We start from the raw sequence: 15,254 nt of genomic DNA on the forward strand, positions 1-15,254 counted from the left end.
CTGCGGCTCGAAAAAGTGTTCGATGATGTCTCGAATGATTGCTCCGCCTGGCCACGCCCGGTTTTGCTGTCCGCAGCGCGACATGCAGCTTATGATGCGGTCAATCGCGAGAGGTTGAGCATGTCCAGACGTACTTTCGATCCCAAATATCTGCCGATCACCAGTGCGGTCGCGACCGCGTTGCTTGCGAGTGCTTGTGGTCCGTCGACCGATGTCGCCAAATCCGACGTGGCGGTGTGCCGCGACGACAAGGGCGCACGAGTCGCAGACGCCAATTGCGCGCGCGGCCATGGCGGAAGCGGCATGAACGGTGCGCTGCTGGGGGCGGCGACCTGGTATTATCTGTCGCGCGGCAGCGTCGTGCCCGGGATGGGGCAAAGAGTGACGGGCGGCTTTATGTCGCCGCGCGCGGGCGTGAATTATTCGCGGGCGTCCGCCGCAACTGTCACGCGTGGCGGCTTCGGCGCGAGTGCGCGTGGGCGCAGCGGCGGGATCGGCGCCTGATGCGCCGGATCGATACCGTTCCGCGCACCGACTGGCAGGCCCGCGTCGAGGAACTTGGGCTTGTCTGGCACACCGCAGACGGCAAGGCCTATTGGGACGAGAGCGCCTGCTATAGCTTCACGCCCGCCCAGATCGCGACGATCAAGAGCGCCAGCGACGAATTGTACGAGATGTTCGTGGCCGCCGGGCAGCATGTGCTCGACCGCGAACTGCTCGGTGACTTCGGTATTCCGGACTTCTGCCACAATGCGATCCATGATTCGTGGGAGGCGGAGCCGCCTGCGCTCAATTTCGGGCGCTTCGATCTCGGTTATGACGGGAAGGGCCCGCCCAAGCTGTTCGAGTTCAACTGCGATACGCCGACCTCACTGGTCGAGGCGGCGGTGATCCAGTGGGACTGGAAGGAAGCCGTCTATCCGCAAGCCGACCAGTATAACGGCATTCACGACGCGCTGATCGCCAAATGGCGCGACATCGCACCCCCGCCCGGGAGCAGCGCGCTGTACCTCGCGCATGTTGCGGACGCGGCGGGGGAGGATAGCGTCACCACCGCCTATCTCGCCGACACCGCCCGGACCGCCGGGATCGATACGCGGCTGATCGAGATGAAGGACCTCGGGTGGGACAGCGCGGGGCGGCGATTCGTCGATCTCGACAATGCCGCGATCGACGCGGTCTTCCACCTCTATCCGTGGGAATGGCTGGTCAACGAACCGTCGGGCAAGGATCTCGTCGAAAGCCTCGGCACGACGCTGTGGATCGAGCCGATCTGGAAGATGCTATGGAGCAACAAGGCGATCCTCGCGGTGTTGTGGGAGCTGTTCCCGGGGCACCCCAACCTGCTCGAGGCGCGGCGGACGCCGCTTGCGGGGGATCATGTCCGCAAGCCGCTGCTGGCGCGTGAGGGGGCCAACGTGACGCTGGTGCAGGGCGGCGCGACGCTTGCCGAGAGCGCAGGCGATTATGGCGCGGAAGGGTTCGTCTATCAGGCGTTGTACGACCTGCCCGGCAGCGGCACGCAGCGCCCGGTGATCGGTGCGTGGATGGTCGACGGCGCACCCGCCGGCATGGGGATCCGCGAGGACGGCCCGATCACCGGCAACACCGCGCGTTTCGTGCCGCACATCGTCGAGGGGTAACATGGCAGGCCACGATTTCACCGCGCGAATTGCGTGGACCGGCAATCGTGGCGCCGGGACGCAGAGCTATCGCGGCTACGACCGGACGTGGGACATGGCGACCCCCGGCGGTGTCGCGGTACACTGTTCGAACGATCCGCGGCTCGGCGGCGATCCGACGCTGCCCAACCCCGAGGACTTGCTGCTCGCAAGCCTCGCTGCGTGCCACATGCTCTGGTACCTTCATCTGGCGAGCGCCGCGGGGATCATGGTGACCGATTATGCCGACGATCCGCTCGGCATGGCGGAAAGCGCGCCAGACGGGACCGGTCGGTTCGTCAAGGCGGTGCTGCGCCCGCGTATCACGCTCGCCGACGGGAGCGATGTTGCGGCGGCGGATGCGATCCACGCGCGAATCCACGCGCATTGTTTCATCGCGCGGTCGGTGAACTTCCCCGTCGAATATGCGGCGACGTACCACCACGGTTGAGATGGGCGCCCGACCTGTTCCGGCTCGTCAATGCACCAGGCTAAGAAGCGCGAGGTTGGTGCCGCCGAGACCTCGTCTTTTGTATGTATGGGTCAAGGATGGCTGGCGTTTTTGGGGCAATCTCGTCTGCTAAGTTCCTGCAAATTTTAGGCAATATTTAGGTCGTTTTGTAGCGTTTCGTTTCCGCGCAGAAAAGCCCGGCATTCTCCCGGCGAGCAGCGCATATTTATAGCCTGGCATCCCGTTCCTAGTCCGCCAAACGCATCCGGCGACCTTTGGTGGCGAGCAAGTTCTGCTCGTCTAGTTTCATAAGTACAAAGGGTTAGTCATGGACCGTATCGGACTATTCGCACTGGCATCGGCCGTCGGGCTTGTTGCTGCCGCGCCTGCCAGCGCTACGACTCTGCTGCCGGGTCAAAGCGGCGTCGCCTTCTCCGCCTTCGATGCGGCGACGCGGGGGACGCAATTGGCCGCCCTCGAAACAGGGACGCTCGGCGCGACCACCTATACCGGTTTGCTGCGCAGCGCGGTGTATCAGAACACCTTGGGTACGCTCGATTTCTATTATCAGGTCGCGATCAGTTCGATCCTGCCGGGCGACGAGGTGTTCAACCTGACCAGTGGCGGTTTCCTGGGCTTCACCGTCGATGCACTGGTCGACGCCACCAATTTCGATGGCGCCGGGATCTTTACCGCGGCGAACAACCCCAATCTCCAGGGGCCGCCTGGGTCGACGACGACAACGTCGCGCAACGGTAGCGGGTCGGTCGTCCGTGCCGATTTCGGCGACAACGGTCTGGAAGCCGCTGGCCAGACCAGCGCAACCTACATTTTCCGGACCAACGCGACCAATTACAATCTTGGCGGCACGTTCACCACGCAGGACGGATCGGTCGCGCAGCGCGCGAATTTCCAGCCGATCGCCGCGGTTCCCGAGCCGGCGACCTGGGGCATGATGCTTGCGGGCTTCGCAGGGATCGGCGCGGGTCTGCGGCGTCGCGCAACCGTGGTTCGGGGTCGCCTTGCGCGCGCCTGAGCAAGGATAACGTCCGGAGGGGATGGTCGCCGACGGTGATGGCGGCGACCATCCTCACCACTGCAGCCGATGGGACTCCGCTGCTCAACGACCGCGGCGGTATCCGCCATATTGCGTGCTCTCGAAGGAAACGACCGCTCCGGCATTGTCGCCGAGCGGGATCGCAGCGACGCCGTAGGCGCTGCGAAACCCGTTCGTTCCGATCGCTGCGCCGACTTCGCCGTGAATGCCGAGACCCGGTTTGTTGGACTCGCTTCGTTCACCGCGTGCGATGGCGGCGCTTTCCACGGTATTGCTGTTGAGGATCGCGTCGCGCTCGGCGTCGCTGAGACGGATCGTGTCGGTTGGCGGGGACGCAGGCGTGGTCTGCGTCGATGGTGCCGGGGCGAGGTTTTGGGCAAGCGCTGCACTTGACCCGCTGGTGATGCTCGCGATGCACGCGGTCGCCAGCAGGAGGGGGCGGAGCGGCTTGGGCGTCTTGCAGGTCATTTGCCCTGTATAGGGCAGGATGCGGGGGACGTCTAATGTGGGAGGAAACACGCTTCCTGCACTTTGCCGCTTCCCCGGCGAAGGCCGGGGCCCAATGGTGAAGGTCGGCGTTACTGCGCGCAGACTCTCCAACGCAACGCCCGCTACTGAGCCCCGGCCTTCGCCGGGGAAGCGGTAGAAAGAGAAGGGAGGACGAAGAGGGAAGCGGTGCCAGAAAGGCTGTCAGCCCTCAGCTGATCGCTTCGATCACCGCAGCGCGCAGTTCGGGAATCCCCATGCCGGTATCGCTGGACGTCACCAGAATGTCCGGATGCGCGGCGGGCCGCTTGCGTGCTTCCACCGCAGTCGCCTCGGTCACTTCGGCGAGGTCGCTCGCCTTGATCTTGTCCGCCTTGGTCAGCACCATGCGGTAGCTGACCGCCGCCTTGTCGAGCATCTCGAGGATCTCGCGGTCGACGTCCTTGATGCCATGACGCGAATCGATCAGCACCAGCGCGCGCTTCAACACATCGCGCCCACGCAGGAAATCGTTCACCAGGAAGCGCCACTTGCGGACCATGTCCTTGGGCGCCTTCGCAAAACCATAGCCGGGCATGTCGACGAGCCGGAACGTCAGCGGCGTGCCGACGTCGAAGAAGTTCAGTTCCTGCGTCCGCCCAGGCGTGTTCGAGGTTCGGGCCAAGGAGTTGCGATGCGTCAGCGCGTTGAGCAAAGACGACTTGCCGACGTTCGAGCGGCCCGCGAACGCGACTTCAGGCACGTCCGCATTAGGCAGGAACTCGAGCGCGGGCGCAGACTTCAGGAAGGCCACCGGCCCCGCGAAAATCTTGCGCGCCGCCTCGATCGCTTCGGGCTCGAAACTCATGTCTTGGCAACCTTGGTGGTTTTGGCGGCGGCAGGCGCAGGCTCGCGCATCCCGGGATGGCGCGCATACAGCATCCGCTGTTGCGCGACGGTCCACAGGTTCGACGTGATCCAGTAGACCTGAAGGCCGACCGCGAACGGTGCCATCACAAACATCAGTACCCACGGCATCAGCGCAAACACTTGCTTCTGGGCATCGTCCATCGGCGCGGGGTTGAGCTTGAACTGGAAGTACATCGACACGCCGAGCAGTACGGGCACGATCCCGATCGCGAGGAACGCGGGCAGATGATACGGCAGATAGCCGAACAGGTTGAGGATCGTCGCTGGATCCGGCGCGGACAGATCGTGGATCCACCCGACGAACGGCTGGTGCCGCATTTCGATCGTGAGCAGCAGCACCTTGTACAGCGAGTACATGATCGGGATCTGGATCAGCGTGGGGACACAGCCCGCCAGCGGATTGACCTTCTCCGTCTTGTACAGCGCCATCATTTCCTGCTGCTGGCGCGGCTTGTCGTCCTTATACTTTTCCTGAAGCAGCTTCACCTTCGGCTGGATCGCCTTCATCGCAGCCATCGACGCGAACTGGCGCTGCGCGATCGGGAAGATCAGCGTGCGGATCGTGACGGTGAGCAGGATGATCGCGACACCGAAGTTGCCGATCATGCGGAACAACCAGTCGAGATATTTGAAGATCGGCTTCTCGACGACTTCGAACCAGCCCCAGTCGATCGCCTTGCCGAAATGACGGACGCCGAGGCGGTCCTCATAGCGGTCAAGCGTGTTGGTTTCCTTGGCGCCAGCGAACAGCTTGGCGGTGGTGACCAGCGCCTTGCCCGGTGCGACGACGCGCGGGGCAAGCGTGAAGCCGCCCTGGAAGGTATCGCCCTTGGCGGCGGTGAAGCCCGCATGGACCGGGCTGTTGGCGTCGGGGATAACCGCGGCGAGCCAGTATTTGTCGCCGAAGCCGACCCAGCCGCCATTGCCGTCGAACATGTTTTCGCCGGGCTTGGCGCCGCTGCCCCAGATCTTGCCGAAGAACGAGGCGTCCTTGCCCTTCAGATTGTCATAGGTGATGTCGTAGGTCGCGCCCTTGTCGAACACGCCGATCGGGCCGACGTGGTTGGTCCAGGTGTCGGCCTCGGTGCCGACGCCGGTGCGCGAGATGATCGAATAGGCACGCAGCGCGATCGGGGTCGGGCCACCGTTGGCTGCGACCTGACGGACGGTGAACATGTACTTGTCATCGATCGCGATGATCAGCGCGAACCGCTGGCCCTGCGGGTTCGCGTAGGACAGCGTGACCGGCTGGCCGGGGCGCAGCACGTTGGACGAGGCGGTGTAGACGGTGTCGCCATTGGGGACGGTCACGCCGTCACCCGACCAGCCGAAGCCGGCGTAATAGGCGTCCTTGGTCCCGCGCGGCGAGAACAGCCGGATCGGGGGCGAGCCCTTGGCGACTGTTTCCTTATATTGCGACAGCGTCAGATCATCGACGTACGCGCCCTTGAGGTTGATCGACCCGTTCAGCTTGGGGGTCTCGATCCGGACGCGCTGGCCGGCACTTTCGCGCAGCACTGCGACACGGTCGCGGACCGCCATCGCGCCCTCGGCGGCGGGGCCGGTCGAGGTCTCGAGCGCCTTCGACTTGCCCTTGACGACCTTGGTCGCCGGCGGGTTCGCCGCAGGGAAGAACTTCTGGGTGATGAAGTTGCTGCCGAGCAGGATGATCGCGGCAAAGAGCGCGAAGAGGATGAAATTCTTGCTGTCGTGCTTCACGCGAGTCGTATCCGTTCGTCGATCAGGGTTTCGGCGATCATGGGACCGGGTCGGGTCCGTACCCGCCCCAGGGATGACAGCGCGCGATTCGTTTCGCGGCCAACCATCCGCCCTTCACAGCGCCATAGCGGCGAACGGCGGTAATTGCATAGCTGGAACAGCTTGGCTGGTAGCGGCAGCTTGGCGGCAGCACCGCAGACGGGCCGACCTGCCAGCCGCGCGCGATCAGAATCAGCGCGCGGGCAAGAAGGGTGGGGCGCCGTTCGCACATCACCGTGCGCCGTTGGAACGGGGCACGCTCACCGTACCACCTTCGCCAGAGCTTTGGTCAGTTCGTTGCGCATCGCCGCGTAATCACGCTCGATTCCGCCACTTCGCCCGATCAGTACGTGATCGGCACCGGGCACGCCGGCCTCCGGTAGCAGATCGCGCGCCAAGGCACGCAGCCGGCGCTTGAGCCGGTTGCGGATGACGGAGTTGCCGACTTTCTTGGTGACGGTAAACCCCACGCGCATCGCCGGGGAGCCATCGTCGCGCCGTCGCATCAACAGGACGAATCCCGGCATCGGCGCCCGTTTCCCCGCATTTGCGGCGAGGAAATCGGCGCGGCGCGCCATCGTCTCGATGGTCGCGCCGCGTGAATCCCGGTTTACGCCGACAGCTTCTTGCGGCCGCGGTTGCGGCGGGCGCGAATCACGTTGCGGCCACCCGGGGTCGCCATGCGCGAGCGGAACCCGTGGCGGCGTGCACGCACCAGATTGCTCGGCTGAAAGGTCCGCTTCATCGTTCATTCCCTAGGACTGCAAACAGAAAAGGGCCGCCACGCGGACGGCCTCGTAAGCGGTTCCCCTATGCAAAAAGGGCGGCCTAGTCAATTGCGCGCCTCATCAATTGCGCGGGCACGCGCTCGGCGGCGTGCGGCACTGCGTCGCCTGAGCCCCATGTCGGCGTAATGACCGAACCGCGGCCAGCGCCGCTTGGCCTGCGCGAACCGCTTCCTCGCCCACAGGGAGTTTTGCAACATCAGCGCAAGCCCCGCAGCGAACACGAAGATTCCGCCGGGTCCGGGAATCGCACCGATGATCGGCGACACGATCACCACGATCACGCCGAGCGCGAACAGGGTCAGCCGAAGCGCTGGATGGCGGGAGGGTCGCATGGATACAGCATGTGGGAAGCGCGCGGCACTTGGCAAGGTGGTGGACTTCGCGGGTGGCTGGGGTAAGCCCGTCGCAGGCCCGGGGGGGAAGCGATGGTAGCGAGCGTGTCCACGGTGGCATATCTGGGGCTGGAGGCGCGTGCCGTTGAGGTGCAGGTGCAGCTCATCCCGGGGTTGCCTGCGTTCAATCTGGTTGGCCTCGGTGACAAGGCGGTCGGCGAAAGCCGCGAGCGAGTGCGCGGGGCGATCGCGTCGATGGGGCTGGCGCTGCCGCCCAAGCGGATCGTCGTCAATCTGTCCCCCGCCGATCTCCCCAAGGAAGGCTCGCATTTCGATCTGCCGATCGCACTTGCGTTGCTGGCGGCGATGGGGATCGTCGATGCAGAGGATCTTGGCGACTATGTCGTGGTGGGTGAACTCGGGCTCGACGCGCGGATCGCGCCGTCGCCGGGTGTGTTGCTCGCGGCGCTGCATGCGTCCGAACTGGGCAAGGGGCTGATCTGCCCGATCGCGCAGGGCGCGGAAGCGGCGTGGGCGGGGCAGGGGGTGCTGGCGGCACCCGACATCTTGTCCTTGATTAATCACTTCAAGGGCCACGGCCTGCTAGCAGCCCCACGTCCGGGCGAGACCGAGCCAGTCGCGCGCGGACCCGATCTTGCACAGGTAAAGGGGCAGGAAACCGCCAAGCGCGCGCTGGAGATTGCGGCAGCGGGCGGGCACAACCTCATCATGGTCGGGCCGCCGGGGTCGGGCAAGTCGCTGATGGCGTCCTGTCTGCCGGGCATCCTCCCGCCACTCGATGCCGCTGAAGCGCTCGAAGTGTCGATGGTCGCGAGCGTGGCGGGGACGCTGACCGGCGGACGGCTGACGCGCGCGCGGCCATTCCGTGCGCCGCATCATTCGGCGTCGATGGCGGCGCTGGTCGGGGGCGGGCTGAAGGTAAAGCCGGGGGAGGTGAGCCTCGCGCATCTCGGCGTGCTGTTCCTCGATGAATTGCCCGAGTTTCAGCGTGCAGTCCTCGATTCGCTGCGCCAGCCGCTTGAGACGGGAACGGTCAGTGTCGCGCGGGCAAATGCGCACATTACGTTTCCGGCGCGGGTGCAGTTGATCGCGGCGATGAACCCGTGTCGGTGCGGGCATTTGGGCGATGTCACGCGCGCCTGCTCGCGCGCACCGCGGTGTGCGGTGGATTATCAGGCGAAGGTGTCGGGTCCGCTGCTCGACCGGATCGATCTGCATGTCGAGGTGCAGGCGGTGAGCGCCGCGGACCTTGTTCTGCCGCCGCCCGCAGAAGGGTCCGTCGAGGTCGCCGCGCGCGTGGCCGCGGCGCGAACGATCCAGCGCGAGCGTTATGCCGAAGAGGGCGTGCGCACCAACGCCGAGGCGGACGGTGCCCTGCTTGACCGCGTCGCGACGCCGGATACGGCGGGGCGGGCGTTGCTCGCACAGGCGTCGGAGGCGATGCGGTTGTCGGCACGGGGCTATACGCGCGTGCTCAGGACGGCGCGGACGATCGCGGACCTCGCGGGGGTGGACGGGGTTGCGCGACTGCACGTGGCGGAGGCGCTCAGCTATCGCAGGCGGGGGGCGGTGAATTGAACGAAGCTGTCGTCTCGCTGCATCAGGGTGTTGCAGCGCCGCCAAGCTTGCGCTAGCGGAGCTTGCGTGCGGGCGTGGTGGAACTGGTAGACGCGCCGGACTCAAAATCCGGTTCCGCAAGGAGTGTCGGTTCGATTCCGACCGCCCGCACCACCTTTCTGGCTGAGCGCCCGGCCGAGCGCATTGTCGCTCGTGCCCGGGATCGCTAGCCTCCCAATATGCCACGCGCGCTGAAAGTCTTTCGCACCCCGATCGGGTTTCACGACGCCTATGTCGCGGCCCCTACCAAGAAGGCTGCGCTTGAAGCGTGGGGTAGTACGCATGACCTGTTCGCGCGCGGGATCGCGGAGATCGTCACCGATCCGGCGTTGACGGAGGAACCGCTTGCCACGCCGGGGAAGGTCATCAAGCGATCGCGCGGGACGACCGCGGAGCAGATCGCGGCGTTGCCCACCGTGGAACGGCCCGATCGCGCCGCAAGTGGCGACGAGGATGAGCCCCAGCGTTCCACCTCCGCAAAGGCCAAGGCCAAAACGCCTGCCAAACCGAAAGTCAGGCCCAAGCCACCACCGCCGCGACCATCGCCAGACACGCTCGAAGCCGCCGAGGCGGAACTGGAGGCAGCGGGCCGTCTGCATGATGACGATACACGGACGCTCGCCCGCGAACAGGCCGCGCTGGACCGGCGGCGTCGTGATCTGGAGCGGGTCCAGGCGGCGGAGCGCACCAAGTTGCAAGAAGCGGTCGACAGTGCGGACACGGCCTATGCCGCGGCGCTCAAGCGCTGGCGCGCGGCGCGGGCAGGCGACGGGGATGGCGACGGGGACTGACGAACCCTTCGCCATGCGCTCGCGTTGATACGCGAACGGCAAGGACGCGATGATGACGGGATATGATCTGGAGCGGTTCACCACGGCGCAGGCGGGGGTGTTCGACACCGTGCTGGCCGAGATTCGAGCCGGCGCGAAGCGCACCCACTGGATGTGGTTCATCTTTCCGCAGATTGCGGGGCTCGGCAACAGCCCGACCGCACGCCATTTCGCGATTGCCTCGCTGGACGAGGCGCGCGCCTATCTCGCTGACGGGGTGTTGGGGCCGCGCTATCTGTCCGCCGTCGAGGTGTTGCAGGCATTGTCGGGCGGAACCGCGCACGGCGTTTTTGGCGGGATTGATGCGATCAAGCTGCGGTCATCGCTGACGCTGTTCGAGGCGGCGGGGGCGCCTGCGGTGGTCGGGGAGGCGCTGGACCGCTGGTTTGGTGGCGAGCGCGATGCCCGGACTTTGGAGATTGTCGGGCGGCGGTAGGGGGGCTTCGACTTTGCTCGGCCCGAACGGATGTTGTTGGCCCGGATTCTGGTGGACCCTTGTGCCAGGGATACAGGCTACCCCGTCGCGCTTAAGCGTAACGGGGTAGCGAAACGCGGTGCGGCTTTACAGATCCACGCCCGCGGCGATGGCTTCCAACTTGCGGATGCGTTCCTTGAGGTCCGCAATCTCGATCCGCGCGCTGGCGTTGGGAAGCGCGGGGCCGGCATTGGCATCGCCGACGGCATGCAGCTGTTCCAGCTTGTAGGACAGCCAGCCGCGCCAGCCGGTGAGCGTGGCGAAGGTCAGCATCGCGAGGCCGGCCAGCCCGGCGACCGCGATCGTCATGTAGAAATTGGGGTCGGTCATGATCCCTGCTCCTGCCAAGGTGGTCATGGACGGTCGCGCAGCTTCTCGATCTCGCGATCGAGGCGGGCGCCGCTGTCGTTGTTTTCGGTTGCGAGCCGTTCGAGGACGGCGATCCGCTCCTTGAGCGCGCGGATCTCGTCGCGCTGGCGCTGGGCGTCGGCGCTGTCCTGCTGCGGCTGTAGTTCGATCCGGCCGGCCGCCTTGTAGCGTGCCTTGATGATCCCGCCGACGACCGCGACCAGCACGATCAGGACGACCATCATTTCTCCACCGTTCATGACATTCTCCCTTTAGGTTTTCGGGCTGGTCAGCCCTGGGTGGCCTGGCGTGCCGCGCGGACTGCGCGGCGGCGGGGGCGGTCGATGCTTTCGGTCGCCCAGCAACATCCCGCCGTCACGACGGCGAGTATTCCAAAAAAGATGATCATTATGTCCTCGGGGAAGAAAGGGTAGGGGGTTAGTTAAGCGGAGTGTCGCGCAATTGTTCGATTTCGTCGGAGAGATCGACGCCGCGATCTGTGAGGATGCGCTCCAATACTCGGACGCGCTGTTCGAGGTGCTCGGTCTGGGCCGCATATTGCGCGGCCTTTTCGGCGACCATCGTGGCTTCGCTCGCAAGTTGGCGTTCCTTGAAGGCAAGCCAGGGGCGGACGATGACCCCGCCGGTGACTGCGACCAGACCAACGCTGATCGCAAGGATCGGGATGAGGAAGACGCTATCGAATGCCATGCTCAGATCCTTTCCTGGGTTAGCGCAGCGCGTCGATGTCGCGCGCGGTGCGTTCGGCGGGGTCGGTCGCGATCCGTTCGAGGACCGCGAGGCGCTCCTCGAGGCGGCTGATCTTGCCGTGGAGCTTTTCGTTTTCCCCGATCAGCAGCGCGAGCTTGCGGTCTGCGTCGGGATCGGTGCGGCTGGCGACGCCGCTCCATTCGTTCTCGATGGGATAGCCGTGCCGGGCGCGGATCCAGGTGGTGAACACCCATCCCAAGGTCGACATGGCGATGATGGCAACGATGAAGCCTGGACCACCCCAAGACATCGGTATTCTCCCCTGATTAAAGCTAGAAACTGGCCCCCGCCGCGCTCAGCGCAGGCTGTCGATCTCGTCGGCGAGGCGGCTGTTGCGGCTGGTGTACATGACTTCGATGTCGGCGAGCCGGCGGTCGATGTCGCGGAACTTGCTGCGGACTTCGGCGGTCGAGCGGGTCGGGTTGGACCGGACGCCCTGCCAGAAGCGTGCGTCGTCGGCGCTGTCGTACAGGCCACTCGGCTTCTTCTCGGCGACCCATCCCATCACGACATAAGCGATGAAGATCCATCCGCTGGTCGCGAGGGTCAGCAGCGCTACCCCGACCCGGACGAGGGTCACGTCGATGCCGGTGTATTCGGCGATCCCCGAGCAGACGCCCATCCATTTGGCGTTCTGCTTGTCGAGGTAAAATTTGGTGCGGCTGGCGGACATTTCAGTTCCTCCGGGTGGGGTCATAAGACGGGGTTGGAAACGATTGGGCGGTCGGCTCGGCGAGCGGCATGCTGATGCGCCATTCGGGGTGATCGGCGGCGATGATCCGCTCCACCGTGCCCAGCCGGTCTTCCAATCGGCGGGCGAGCGAGTAGAGCTCGTCGAGCAGCTTCTCGTCTTCGTTGGTGATCTTCGGCGCCTGCTTCCACTTGGTGACATAGTGGAGGATGACCCAGGGCATGCCGACGAAGAGCGTGCCGCAGACGAAGATCGGAACGAGGATGTCTTCCATCTCAGACGTCCTTGCTAACGCGGGCCTTCATCGCGGCGAGTTCGGCCTCAACCTTCTCGCTCGACTTGAGCTCGGCGATTTCTTCTTCGAGCGTCTTGGGCGGTGCGCCCATTCCGGCGACGTCGGCGCGGCCCTCGGCCATATCGACGCGGCGCTCCATGATCTCGAACCGGCTGAACGCATCCTGCATCCGTGGGCCGTTGTACATCTCGCGCAGCTTGAAGCGGTTCTGGGCAGTCTCGAAGCGGGTTGCGATCGAGTTTTGGCGCGTGCGGGCTTCGCGGAGCTTGCCGGTCAGCTTGGCGATGTCTTCCTCCGATCCGTGGAGCGATTCATCGAGCACTGCGATCTCGCCGTCGAGCTGCGCTGCCATGTCGGCGGCCTTCTGCTTCTCGACGAGGGCTGCCTTGGCGAGATCCTCGCGGCCTTTCGACAGCGCCAGCTCGGCCTTCTCGGTCCAGCTTTCCTGCAACGCGCCGAGTTTGCTGATGTGGCGGCGCATTTCCTTCTGGTCCGCGATCGTGCGGGCGGCGGAGGCGCGGACCTCAACCAGCGTTTCCTCCATCTCGAGGATGATCATGCGGATCATCTTCGAGGGGTCTTCGGCCTTGTCGAGCAAGTCGGTGAAGTTTGCGGCGATGATGTCTCGGGTGCGGCTGAAGATGCCCATTATGATACTCCTTGGGAAATTTCGGGAATGGCGGCGTCAGGCCTGATACGGGGCCGTTACCGTAGAAGAGGTCGCCATCGCGGGTCCGACCGTGCCGGCCAGTGCGACCGATCCGACGAGGACGGTGGCGACGAGCGCGACGAGCAGTTGGGGAAGCGAGGTGCGGTTCTTGTACTGGCTGTCCATTGTGGGTCTCCCTGTTCGTATCCGGTGCCCCGTGGGGCGATGCCAGAAGCATTGCAGGGACCGTGCCAAATCGAAAAACGCCGGAAATCCGTACCTTGCCAGAAGGTGAACGGAATGGCCCTTGCCAAGGCTTGGGACTTTACGCCAAGCCTTGGCAATGGAGCGCACCACGCAGGTCATCGGGCAGTCAGGGGCGTTCCTCGATGCGCTCGAACTCGCTAGTCGCGCGGCGGCGCTCGACCGTCCGGTGCTCGTGATCGGCGAGCGCGGGACGGGCAAGGAACTGGTCGCCGAACGCCTCCACCGCCTGTCGCCGCGGTGGGATCAGCCGCTCGTCATCATGAATTGCGCGGCCTTGCCCGAGACCCTGATCGAAGCCGAATTGTTCGGGCATGAATCGGGCGCGTTCACTGGCGCGACCAAGGCGCGGGCAGGGCGGTTCGAGGAAGCGCACCGCGGCACGCTGTTCCTCGACGAGCTCGGCACGCTGTCGATGGCGGCGCAGGATCGGCTGCTGCGCGCGGTCGAATATGGTGAGGTCACGCGGATAGGGTCGTCGCGCCCGATGCGAGTCGACGTGCGGATCGTCGCGGCGACCAACGAGCATCTGCCCGACAAGGTCGCACGGCATCAGTTTCGCGCGGATCTGCTCGACCGGTTGAGCTTCGAGGTGGTGACGTTGCCGCCGCTGCGCGCGCGGGTCGATGACGTGATGGTGCTCGCCGAGCATTTCGGACGGCGGATGGCGGCGGAGCTCAACCGTGACGGCTGGCCGGGGTTCACGCTAGCGGCCGAAACGCAGTTGAAGGGCTATGACTGGCCGGGCAATGTTCGTGAACTGCGCAACGTCGTCGAACGCGCAGTGTACCGCTGGGATGACGATACGCCGATCGACACGATCGTGTTCGATCCGTTCCAGTCGCCGCATCGCCCCGCCACGTCGCTGGCATCCACCCCGTCGGTCGCACCGCCCGCCGCGGCGCCGGAACACGTCGACGCCCCGCCACCGCCTTGCGCAGACCCGGTTCAGCCGATGGATTACAAGGCGCGGCTCGCGCGGTTCGAATGCGAAATGCTGCAGACCGCGCTGGCGGACAACCGCTTCAACCAGCGCGCGACCGCCGAGGCGCTGGGGCTGAGCTACGATCAGTTGCGCCACGCGTTGAAGCGTCACGGCCTGATTTCAGGCGCTTCTTCCGAATCGGTTGCGTAACGAGCGCGCCGGACCCATTTCGCCCAAGCGACGTTTGGGTGAGCGACCCCGTCATTATCAAAGGAGACGAGCCTTGGCTTTCGAACTTCCCCCGCTGCCTTATGCCTATGACGCGCTGGAGCCGACGATCTCGAAGGAGACGATGACGTTCCACCACGACAAGCATCACGCCGCCTACACCAACAAGCTCAACGAAGGCGTCGCTGCCGACCCCAAGCTCGAGGGCAAGTCGATCGAGGATATCCTCGGGATGATCTCGACGCTTCCGCCGCTCGTTCGCAACAATGGCGGCGGTTTCTGGAACCACGACTTCTTTTGGAAGATCATGGCACCGGCCGGCACGACCAAGCCGTCGGGCGCACTCGCCGAAGCGATCGAGACCTATGGCGGCCTCGACAAGCTCAAGGAAGATTTCAACACCAAGGGTGCGGGCCAGTTCGGTTCGGGTTGGGCGTGGGTGATCAAGGATTCAAGCGGCGCGCTCAAGGTCGTCTCGACGCCCAACCAGGACAACCCGCTGATGGACGATGCCAAGGACAAGGGCACCCCGATCCTCGGTAACGACGTGTGGGAGCACGCTTATTACCTGACGTACATGAACGACCGTCCGGGCTATCTGAAGTCCTGGTGGGATGTCGTGAACTGGGACGAGGCCGGCAAGCGCTTCGATGGCGCAACCGCCTGACGTGATTCTCGTGCAGTTGCGCGCAGTGCAA

At 65.0% G+C, this 15,254-nt stretch carries 24 protein-coding genes and 1 tRNA gene; 10 read left to right on the forward strand and 15 right to left on the reverse strand.

Annotated features, from left to right (window positions below; all coding sequences use genetic code 11):
- Positions 1 to 120 precede the first annotated feature (120 nt).
- The 4 genes from ABIC17_RS12770 (at position 121) to ABIC17_RS12785 (ending at position 3,148) form a co-directional block, all read left to right on the forward strand.
- Complete coding sequence (locus ABIC17_RS12770) at positions 121 to 504, forward strand: hypothetical protein (protein WP_354282223.1); 384 nt, start codon at positions 121 to 123, stop codon at positions 502 to 504.
- Complete coding sequence (locus ABIC17_RS12775; RefSeq protein WP_354282225.1) at positions 504 to 1,643, forward strand: glutathionylspermidine synthase family protein; 1,140 nt, start codon at positions 504 to 506, stop codon at positions 1,641 to 1,643. Before ABIC17_RS12770 ends, ABIC17_RS12775 begins: the two co-directional genes overlap by 1 nt.
- Position 1,644: 1 nt before the next feature.
- A complete protein-coding gene (locus tag ABIC17_RS12780) occupies positions 1,645 to 2,112 on the forward strand; it encodes an OsmC family protein (protein ID WP_354282227.1) in 468 nt (155 codons plus the stop codon).
- Positions 2,113 to 2,440: 328 nt separating this feature from the next.
- Positions 2,441 to 3,148: a PEPxxWA-CTERM sorting domain-containing protein gene (locus ABIC17_RS12785; RefSeq protein WP_354282229.1), complete on the forward strand. Its 708-nt coding sequence runs from the start codon at positions 2,441 to 2,443 to the stop codon at positions 3,146 to 3,148.
- An 84-nt stretch (positions 3,149 to 3,232) separates the two neighbouring features.
- Here ABIC17_RS12785 and ABIC17_RS12790 read toward each other — a convergent pair whose 3' ends face one another.
- The 7 genes from ABIC17_RS12790 to ABIC17_RS12820 all read right to left on the reverse strand — a co-directional run bounded on the left by ABIC17_RS12790 (position 3,233) and on the right by ABIC17_RS12820 (position 7,442).
- On the reverse strand, positions 3,233 to 3,637 hold the full coding sequence (locus ABIC17_RS12790; protein ID WP_354282230.1) for a hypothetical protein: 405 nt from the start codon (positions 3,635 to 3,637) through the stop codon (positions 3,233 to 3,235).
- A 229-nt stretch (positions 3,638 to 3,866) separates the two neighbouring features.
- Positions 3,867 to 4,502 (reverse strand): ribosome biogenesis GTP-binding protein YihA/YsxC, encoded by a 636-nt coding sequence (gene yihA, locus ABIC17_RS12795; RefSeq protein ID WP_354282232.1) that lies wholly within the window; start codon positions 4,500 to 4,502, stop codon positions 3,867 to 3,869.
- Positions 4,499 to 6,283 carry a membrane protein insertase YidC gene (gene yidC, locus ABIC17_RS12800; RefSeq protein WP_354282234.1) on the reverse strand — a complete coding sequence of 595 codons (1,785 nt, stop codon included), beginning with the start codon at positions 6,281 to 6,283 and terminating at the stop codon, positions 4,499 to 4,501. The genes yihA and yidC overlap by 4 nt, the downstream gene beginning before the upstream one ends.
- A 37-nt stretch (positions 6,284 to 6,320) precedes the next feature.
- Positions 6,321 to 6,554: a membrane protein insertion efficiency factor YidD gene (yidD, locus tag ABIC17_RS12805; protein WP_354282236.1), complete on the reverse strand. Its 234-nt coding sequence runs from the start codon at positions 6,552 to 6,554 to the stop codon at positions 6,321 to 6,323.
- A 28-nt stretch (positions 6,555 to 6,582) separates the two neighbouring features.
- Positions 6,583 to 6,900: a ribonuclease P protein component gene (gene rnpA, locus ABIC17_RS12810; RefSeq protein WP_354282238.1), complete on the reverse strand. Its 318-nt coding sequence runs from the start codon at positions 6,898 to 6,900 to the stop codon at positions 6,583 to 6,585.
- Positions 6,901 to 6,932: 32 nt separating this feature from the next.
- Positions 6,933 to 7,067, reverse strand: coding sequence for a 50S ribosomal protein L34 (gene rpmH, locus ABIC17_RS12815; RefSeq protein WP_010162954.1), 135 nt, complete (start codon positions 7,065 to 7,067; stop codon positions 6,933 to 6,935).
- Between the two features lie 87 nt (positions 7,068 to 7,154).
- Positions 7,155 to 7,442 carry a hypothetical protein gene (locus ABIC17_RS12820; protein WP_354282240.1) on the reverse strand — a complete coding sequence of 96 codons (288 nt, stop codon included), beginning with the start codon at positions 7,440 to 7,442 and terminating at the stop codon, positions 7,155 to 7,157.
- A gap of 93 nt (positions 7,443 to 7,535) precedes the next feature.
- On the opposite strand from ABIC17_RS12820, the gene ABIC17_RS12825 reads away from it, so the two are divergent.
- The 4 genes from ABIC17_RS12825 to ABIC17_RS12840 all read left to right on the forward strand — a co-directional run bounded on the left by ABIC17_RS12825 (position 7,536) and on the right by ABIC17_RS12840 (position 10,346).
- Positions 7,536 to 9,041 carry a YifB family Mg chelatase-like AAA ATPase gene (locus ABIC17_RS12825; protein ID WP_354282242.1) on the forward strand — a complete coding sequence of 502 codons (1,506 nt, stop codon included), beginning with the start codon at positions 7,536 to 7,538 and terminating at the stop codon, positions 9,039 to 9,041.
- 68 nt (positions 9,042 to 9,109) lie between these two features.
- Positions 9,110 to 9,194 (forward strand) — tRNA-Leu (locus ABIC17_RS12830).
- Positions 9,195 to 9,259: 65 nt separating this feature from the next.
- Positions 9,260 to 9,871, forward strand: coding sequence for a hypothetical protein (locus tag ABIC17_RS12835; RefSeq protein ID WP_354282244.1), 612 nt, complete (start codon positions 9,260 to 9,262; stop codon positions 9,869 to 9,871).
- A gap of 49 nt (positions 9,872 to 9,920) precedes the next feature.
- A complete protein-coding gene (locus ABIC17_RS12840; RefSeq protein WP_502958459.1) occupies positions 9,921 to 10,346 on the forward strand; it encodes a DUF1810 domain-containing protein in 426 nt (141 codons plus the stop codon).
- A 126-nt stretch (positions 10,347 to 10,472) separates the two neighbouring features.
- Here the strand turns inward: ABIC17_RS12840 and ABIC17_RS12845 are convergent, their stop codons facing one another.
- The 8 genes from ABIC17_RS12845 to ABIC17_RS12880 all read right to left on the reverse strand — a co-directional run bounded on the left by ABIC17_RS12845 (position 10,473) and on the right by ABIC17_RS12880 (position 13,325).
- A complete protein-coding gene (locus ABIC17_RS12845) occupies positions 10,473 to 10,715 on the reverse strand; it encodes a hypothetical protein (protein ID WP_354282246.1) in 243 nt (80 codons plus the stop codon).
- Between the two features lie 23 nt (positions 10,716 to 10,738).
- Positions 10,739 to 10,978, reverse strand: coding sequence for a hypothetical protein (locus ABIC17_RS12850; RefSeq protein ID WP_492726100.1), 240 nt, complete (start codon positions 10,976 to 10,978; stop codon positions 10,739 to 10,741).
- 193 nt (positions 10,979 to 11,171) lie between these two features.
- Positions 11,172 to 11,444, reverse strand: coding sequence for a hypothetical protein (locus ABIC17_RS12855; RefSeq protein WP_354282250.1), 273 nt, complete (start codon positions 11,442 to 11,444; stop codon positions 11,172 to 11,174).
- Positions 11,445 to 11,463: 19 nt separating this feature from the next.
- Positions 11,464 to 11,754, reverse strand: a complete 291-nt coding sequence (locus ABIC17_RS12860; RefSeq protein WP_354282252.1) for a hypothetical protein — start codon at positions 11,752 to 11,754, stop codon at positions 11,464 to 11,466.
- 45 nt (positions 11,755 to 11,799) lie between these two features.
- Positions 11,800 to 12,177, reverse strand: coding sequence for an envelope stress response membrane protein PspC (gene pspC, locus ABIC17_RS12865; protein ID WP_354282254.1), 378 nt, complete (start codon positions 12,175 to 12,177; stop codon positions 11,800 to 11,802).
- A gap of 1 nt (position 12,178) precedes the next feature.
- Positions 12,179 to 12,469 (reverse strand): envelope stress response membrane protein PspB, encoded by a 291-nt coding sequence (gene pspB / locus ABIC17_RS12870; RefSeq protein WP_354282256.1) that lies wholly within the window; start codon positions 12,467 to 12,469, stop codon positions 12,179 to 12,181.
- Position 12,470: 1 nt separating this feature from the next.
- Entirely contained in the window at positions 12,471 to 13,139 is a 669-nt protein-coding gene (gene pspA / locus ABIC17_RS12875; protein WP_354282258.1) for a phage shock protein PspA, read from the reverse strand.
- Between the two features lie 36 nt (positions 13,140 to 13,175).
- Positions 13,176 to 13,325 (reverse strand): hypothetical protein, encoded by a 150-nt coding sequence (locus ABIC17_RS12880; RefSeq protein ID WP_354282260.1) that lies wholly within the window; start codon positions 13,323 to 13,325, stop codon positions 13,176 to 13,178.
- A 157-nt stretch (positions 13,326 to 13,482) separates the two neighbouring features.
- Here ABIC17_RS12880 and pspF point away from each other — a divergent pair, with 157 nt between their 5' ends.
- Positions 13,483 to 14,538, forward strand: coding sequence for a phage shock protein operon transcriptional activator (pspF, locus tag ABIC17_RS12885; protein ID WP_354282262.1), 1,056 nt, complete (start codon positions 13,483 to 13,485; stop codon positions 14,536 to 14,538).
- Positions 14,539 to 14,611: 73 nt separating this feature from the next.
- A complete protein-coding gene (locus ABIC17_RS12890; RefSeq protein WP_354282264.1) occupies positions 14,612 to 15,223 on the forward strand; it encodes a superoxide dismutase in 612 nt (203 codons plus the stop codon).
- The last annotated feature ends 31 nt before the right edge of the window (positions 15,224 to 15,254 follow it).

This window comes from Sphingomonas sp. PvP056 (assembly GCF_040549155.1).
In the GTDB taxonomy this organism is placed as follows: Bacteria; Pseudomonadota; Alphaproteobacteria; order Sphingomonadales; family Sphingomonadaceae; genus Sphingomonas.

Coding starts and splice junctions, on each gene's coding strand:
- ABIC17_RS12770 (WP_354282223.1), top strand. CDS start 121: ATGTCCAGACGTACTTTCGATCCCAAATATCTGCCGATCACCAGTGCG.
- ABIC17_RS12775 (WP_354282225.1), top strand. CDS start 504: ATGCGCCGGATCGATACCGTTCCGCGCACCGACTGGCAGGCCCGCGTC.
- ABIC17_RS12780 (WP_354282227.1), top strand. CDS start 1,645: ATGGCAGGCCACGATTTCACCGCGCGAATTGCGTGGACCGGCAATCGT.
- ABIC17_RS12785 (WP_354282229.1), top strand. CDS start 2,441: ATGGACCGTATCGGACTATTCGCACTGGCATCGGCCGTCGGGCTTGTT.
- ABIC17_RS12790 (WP_354282230.1), bottom strand. CDS start 3,637: ATGACCTGCAAGACGCCCAAGCCGCTCCGCCCCCTCCTGCTGGCGACC.
- yihA (WP_354282232.1), bottom strand. CDS start 4,502: ATGAGTTTCGAGCCCGAAGCGATCGAGGCGGCGCGCAAGATTTTCGCG.
- yidD (WP_354282236.1), bottom strand. CDS start 6,554: ATGTGCGAACGGCGCCCCACCCTTCTTGCCCGCGCGCTGATTCTGATC.
- rnpA (WP_354282238.1), bottom strand. CDS start 6,900: ATGGCGCGCCGCGCCGATTTCCTCGCCGCAAATGCGGGGAAACGGGCG.
- rpmH (WP_010162954.1), bottom strand. CDS start 7,067: ATGAAGCGGACCTTTCAGCCGAGCAATCTGGTGCGTGCACGCCGCCAC.
- ABIC17_RS12820 (WP_354282240.1), bottom strand. CDS start 7,442: ATGCGACCCTCCCGCCATCCAGCGCTTCGGCTGACCCTGTTCGCGCTC.
- ABIC17_RS12825 (WP_354282242.1), top strand. CDS start 7,536: ATGGTAGCGAGCGTGTCCACGGTGGCATATCTGGGGCTGGAGGCGCGT.
- ABIC17_RS12835 (WP_354282244.1), top strand. CDS start 9,260: ATGCCACGCGCGCTGAAAGTCTTTCGCACCCCGATCGGGTTTCACGAC.
- ABIC17_RS12840 (WP_502958459.1), top strand. CDS start 9,921: ATGATGACGGGATATGATCTGGAGCGGTTCACCACGGCGCAGGCGGGG.
- ABIC17_RS12845 (WP_354282246.1), bottom strand. CDS start 10,715: ATGACCGACCCCAATTTCTACATGACGATCGCGGTCGCCGGGCTGGCC.
- ABIC17_RS12850 (WP_492726100.1), bottom strand. CDS start 10,978: ATGATGGTCGTCCTGATCGTGCTGGTCGCGGTCGTCGGCGGGATCATC.
- ABIC17_RS12855 (WP_354282250.1), bottom strand. CDS start 11,444: ATGGCATTCGATAGCGTCTTCCTCATCCCGATCCTTGCGATCAGCGTT.
- ABIC17_RS12860 (WP_354282252.1), bottom strand. CDS start 11,754: ATGTCTTGGGGTGGTCCAGGCTTCATCGTTGCCATCATCGCCATGTCG.
- pspC (WP_354282254.1), bottom strand. CDS start 12,177: ATGTCCGCCAGCCGCACCAAATTTTACCTCGACAAGCAGAACGCCAAA.
- pspB (WP_354282256.1), bottom strand. CDS start 12,469: ATGGAAGACATCCTCGTTCCGATCTTCGTCTGCGGCACGCTCTTCGTC.
- pspA (WP_354282258.1), bottom strand. CDS start 13,139: ATGGGCATCTTCAGCCGCACCCGAGACATCATCGCCGCAAACTTCACC.
- ABIC17_RS12880 (WP_354282260.1), bottom strand. CDS start 13,325: ATGGACAGCCAGTACAAGAACCGCACCTCGCTTCCCCAACTGCTCGTC.
- pspF (WP_354282262.1), top strand. CDS start 13,483: ATGGAGCGCACCACGCAGGTCATCGGGCAGTCAGGGGCGTTCCTCGAT.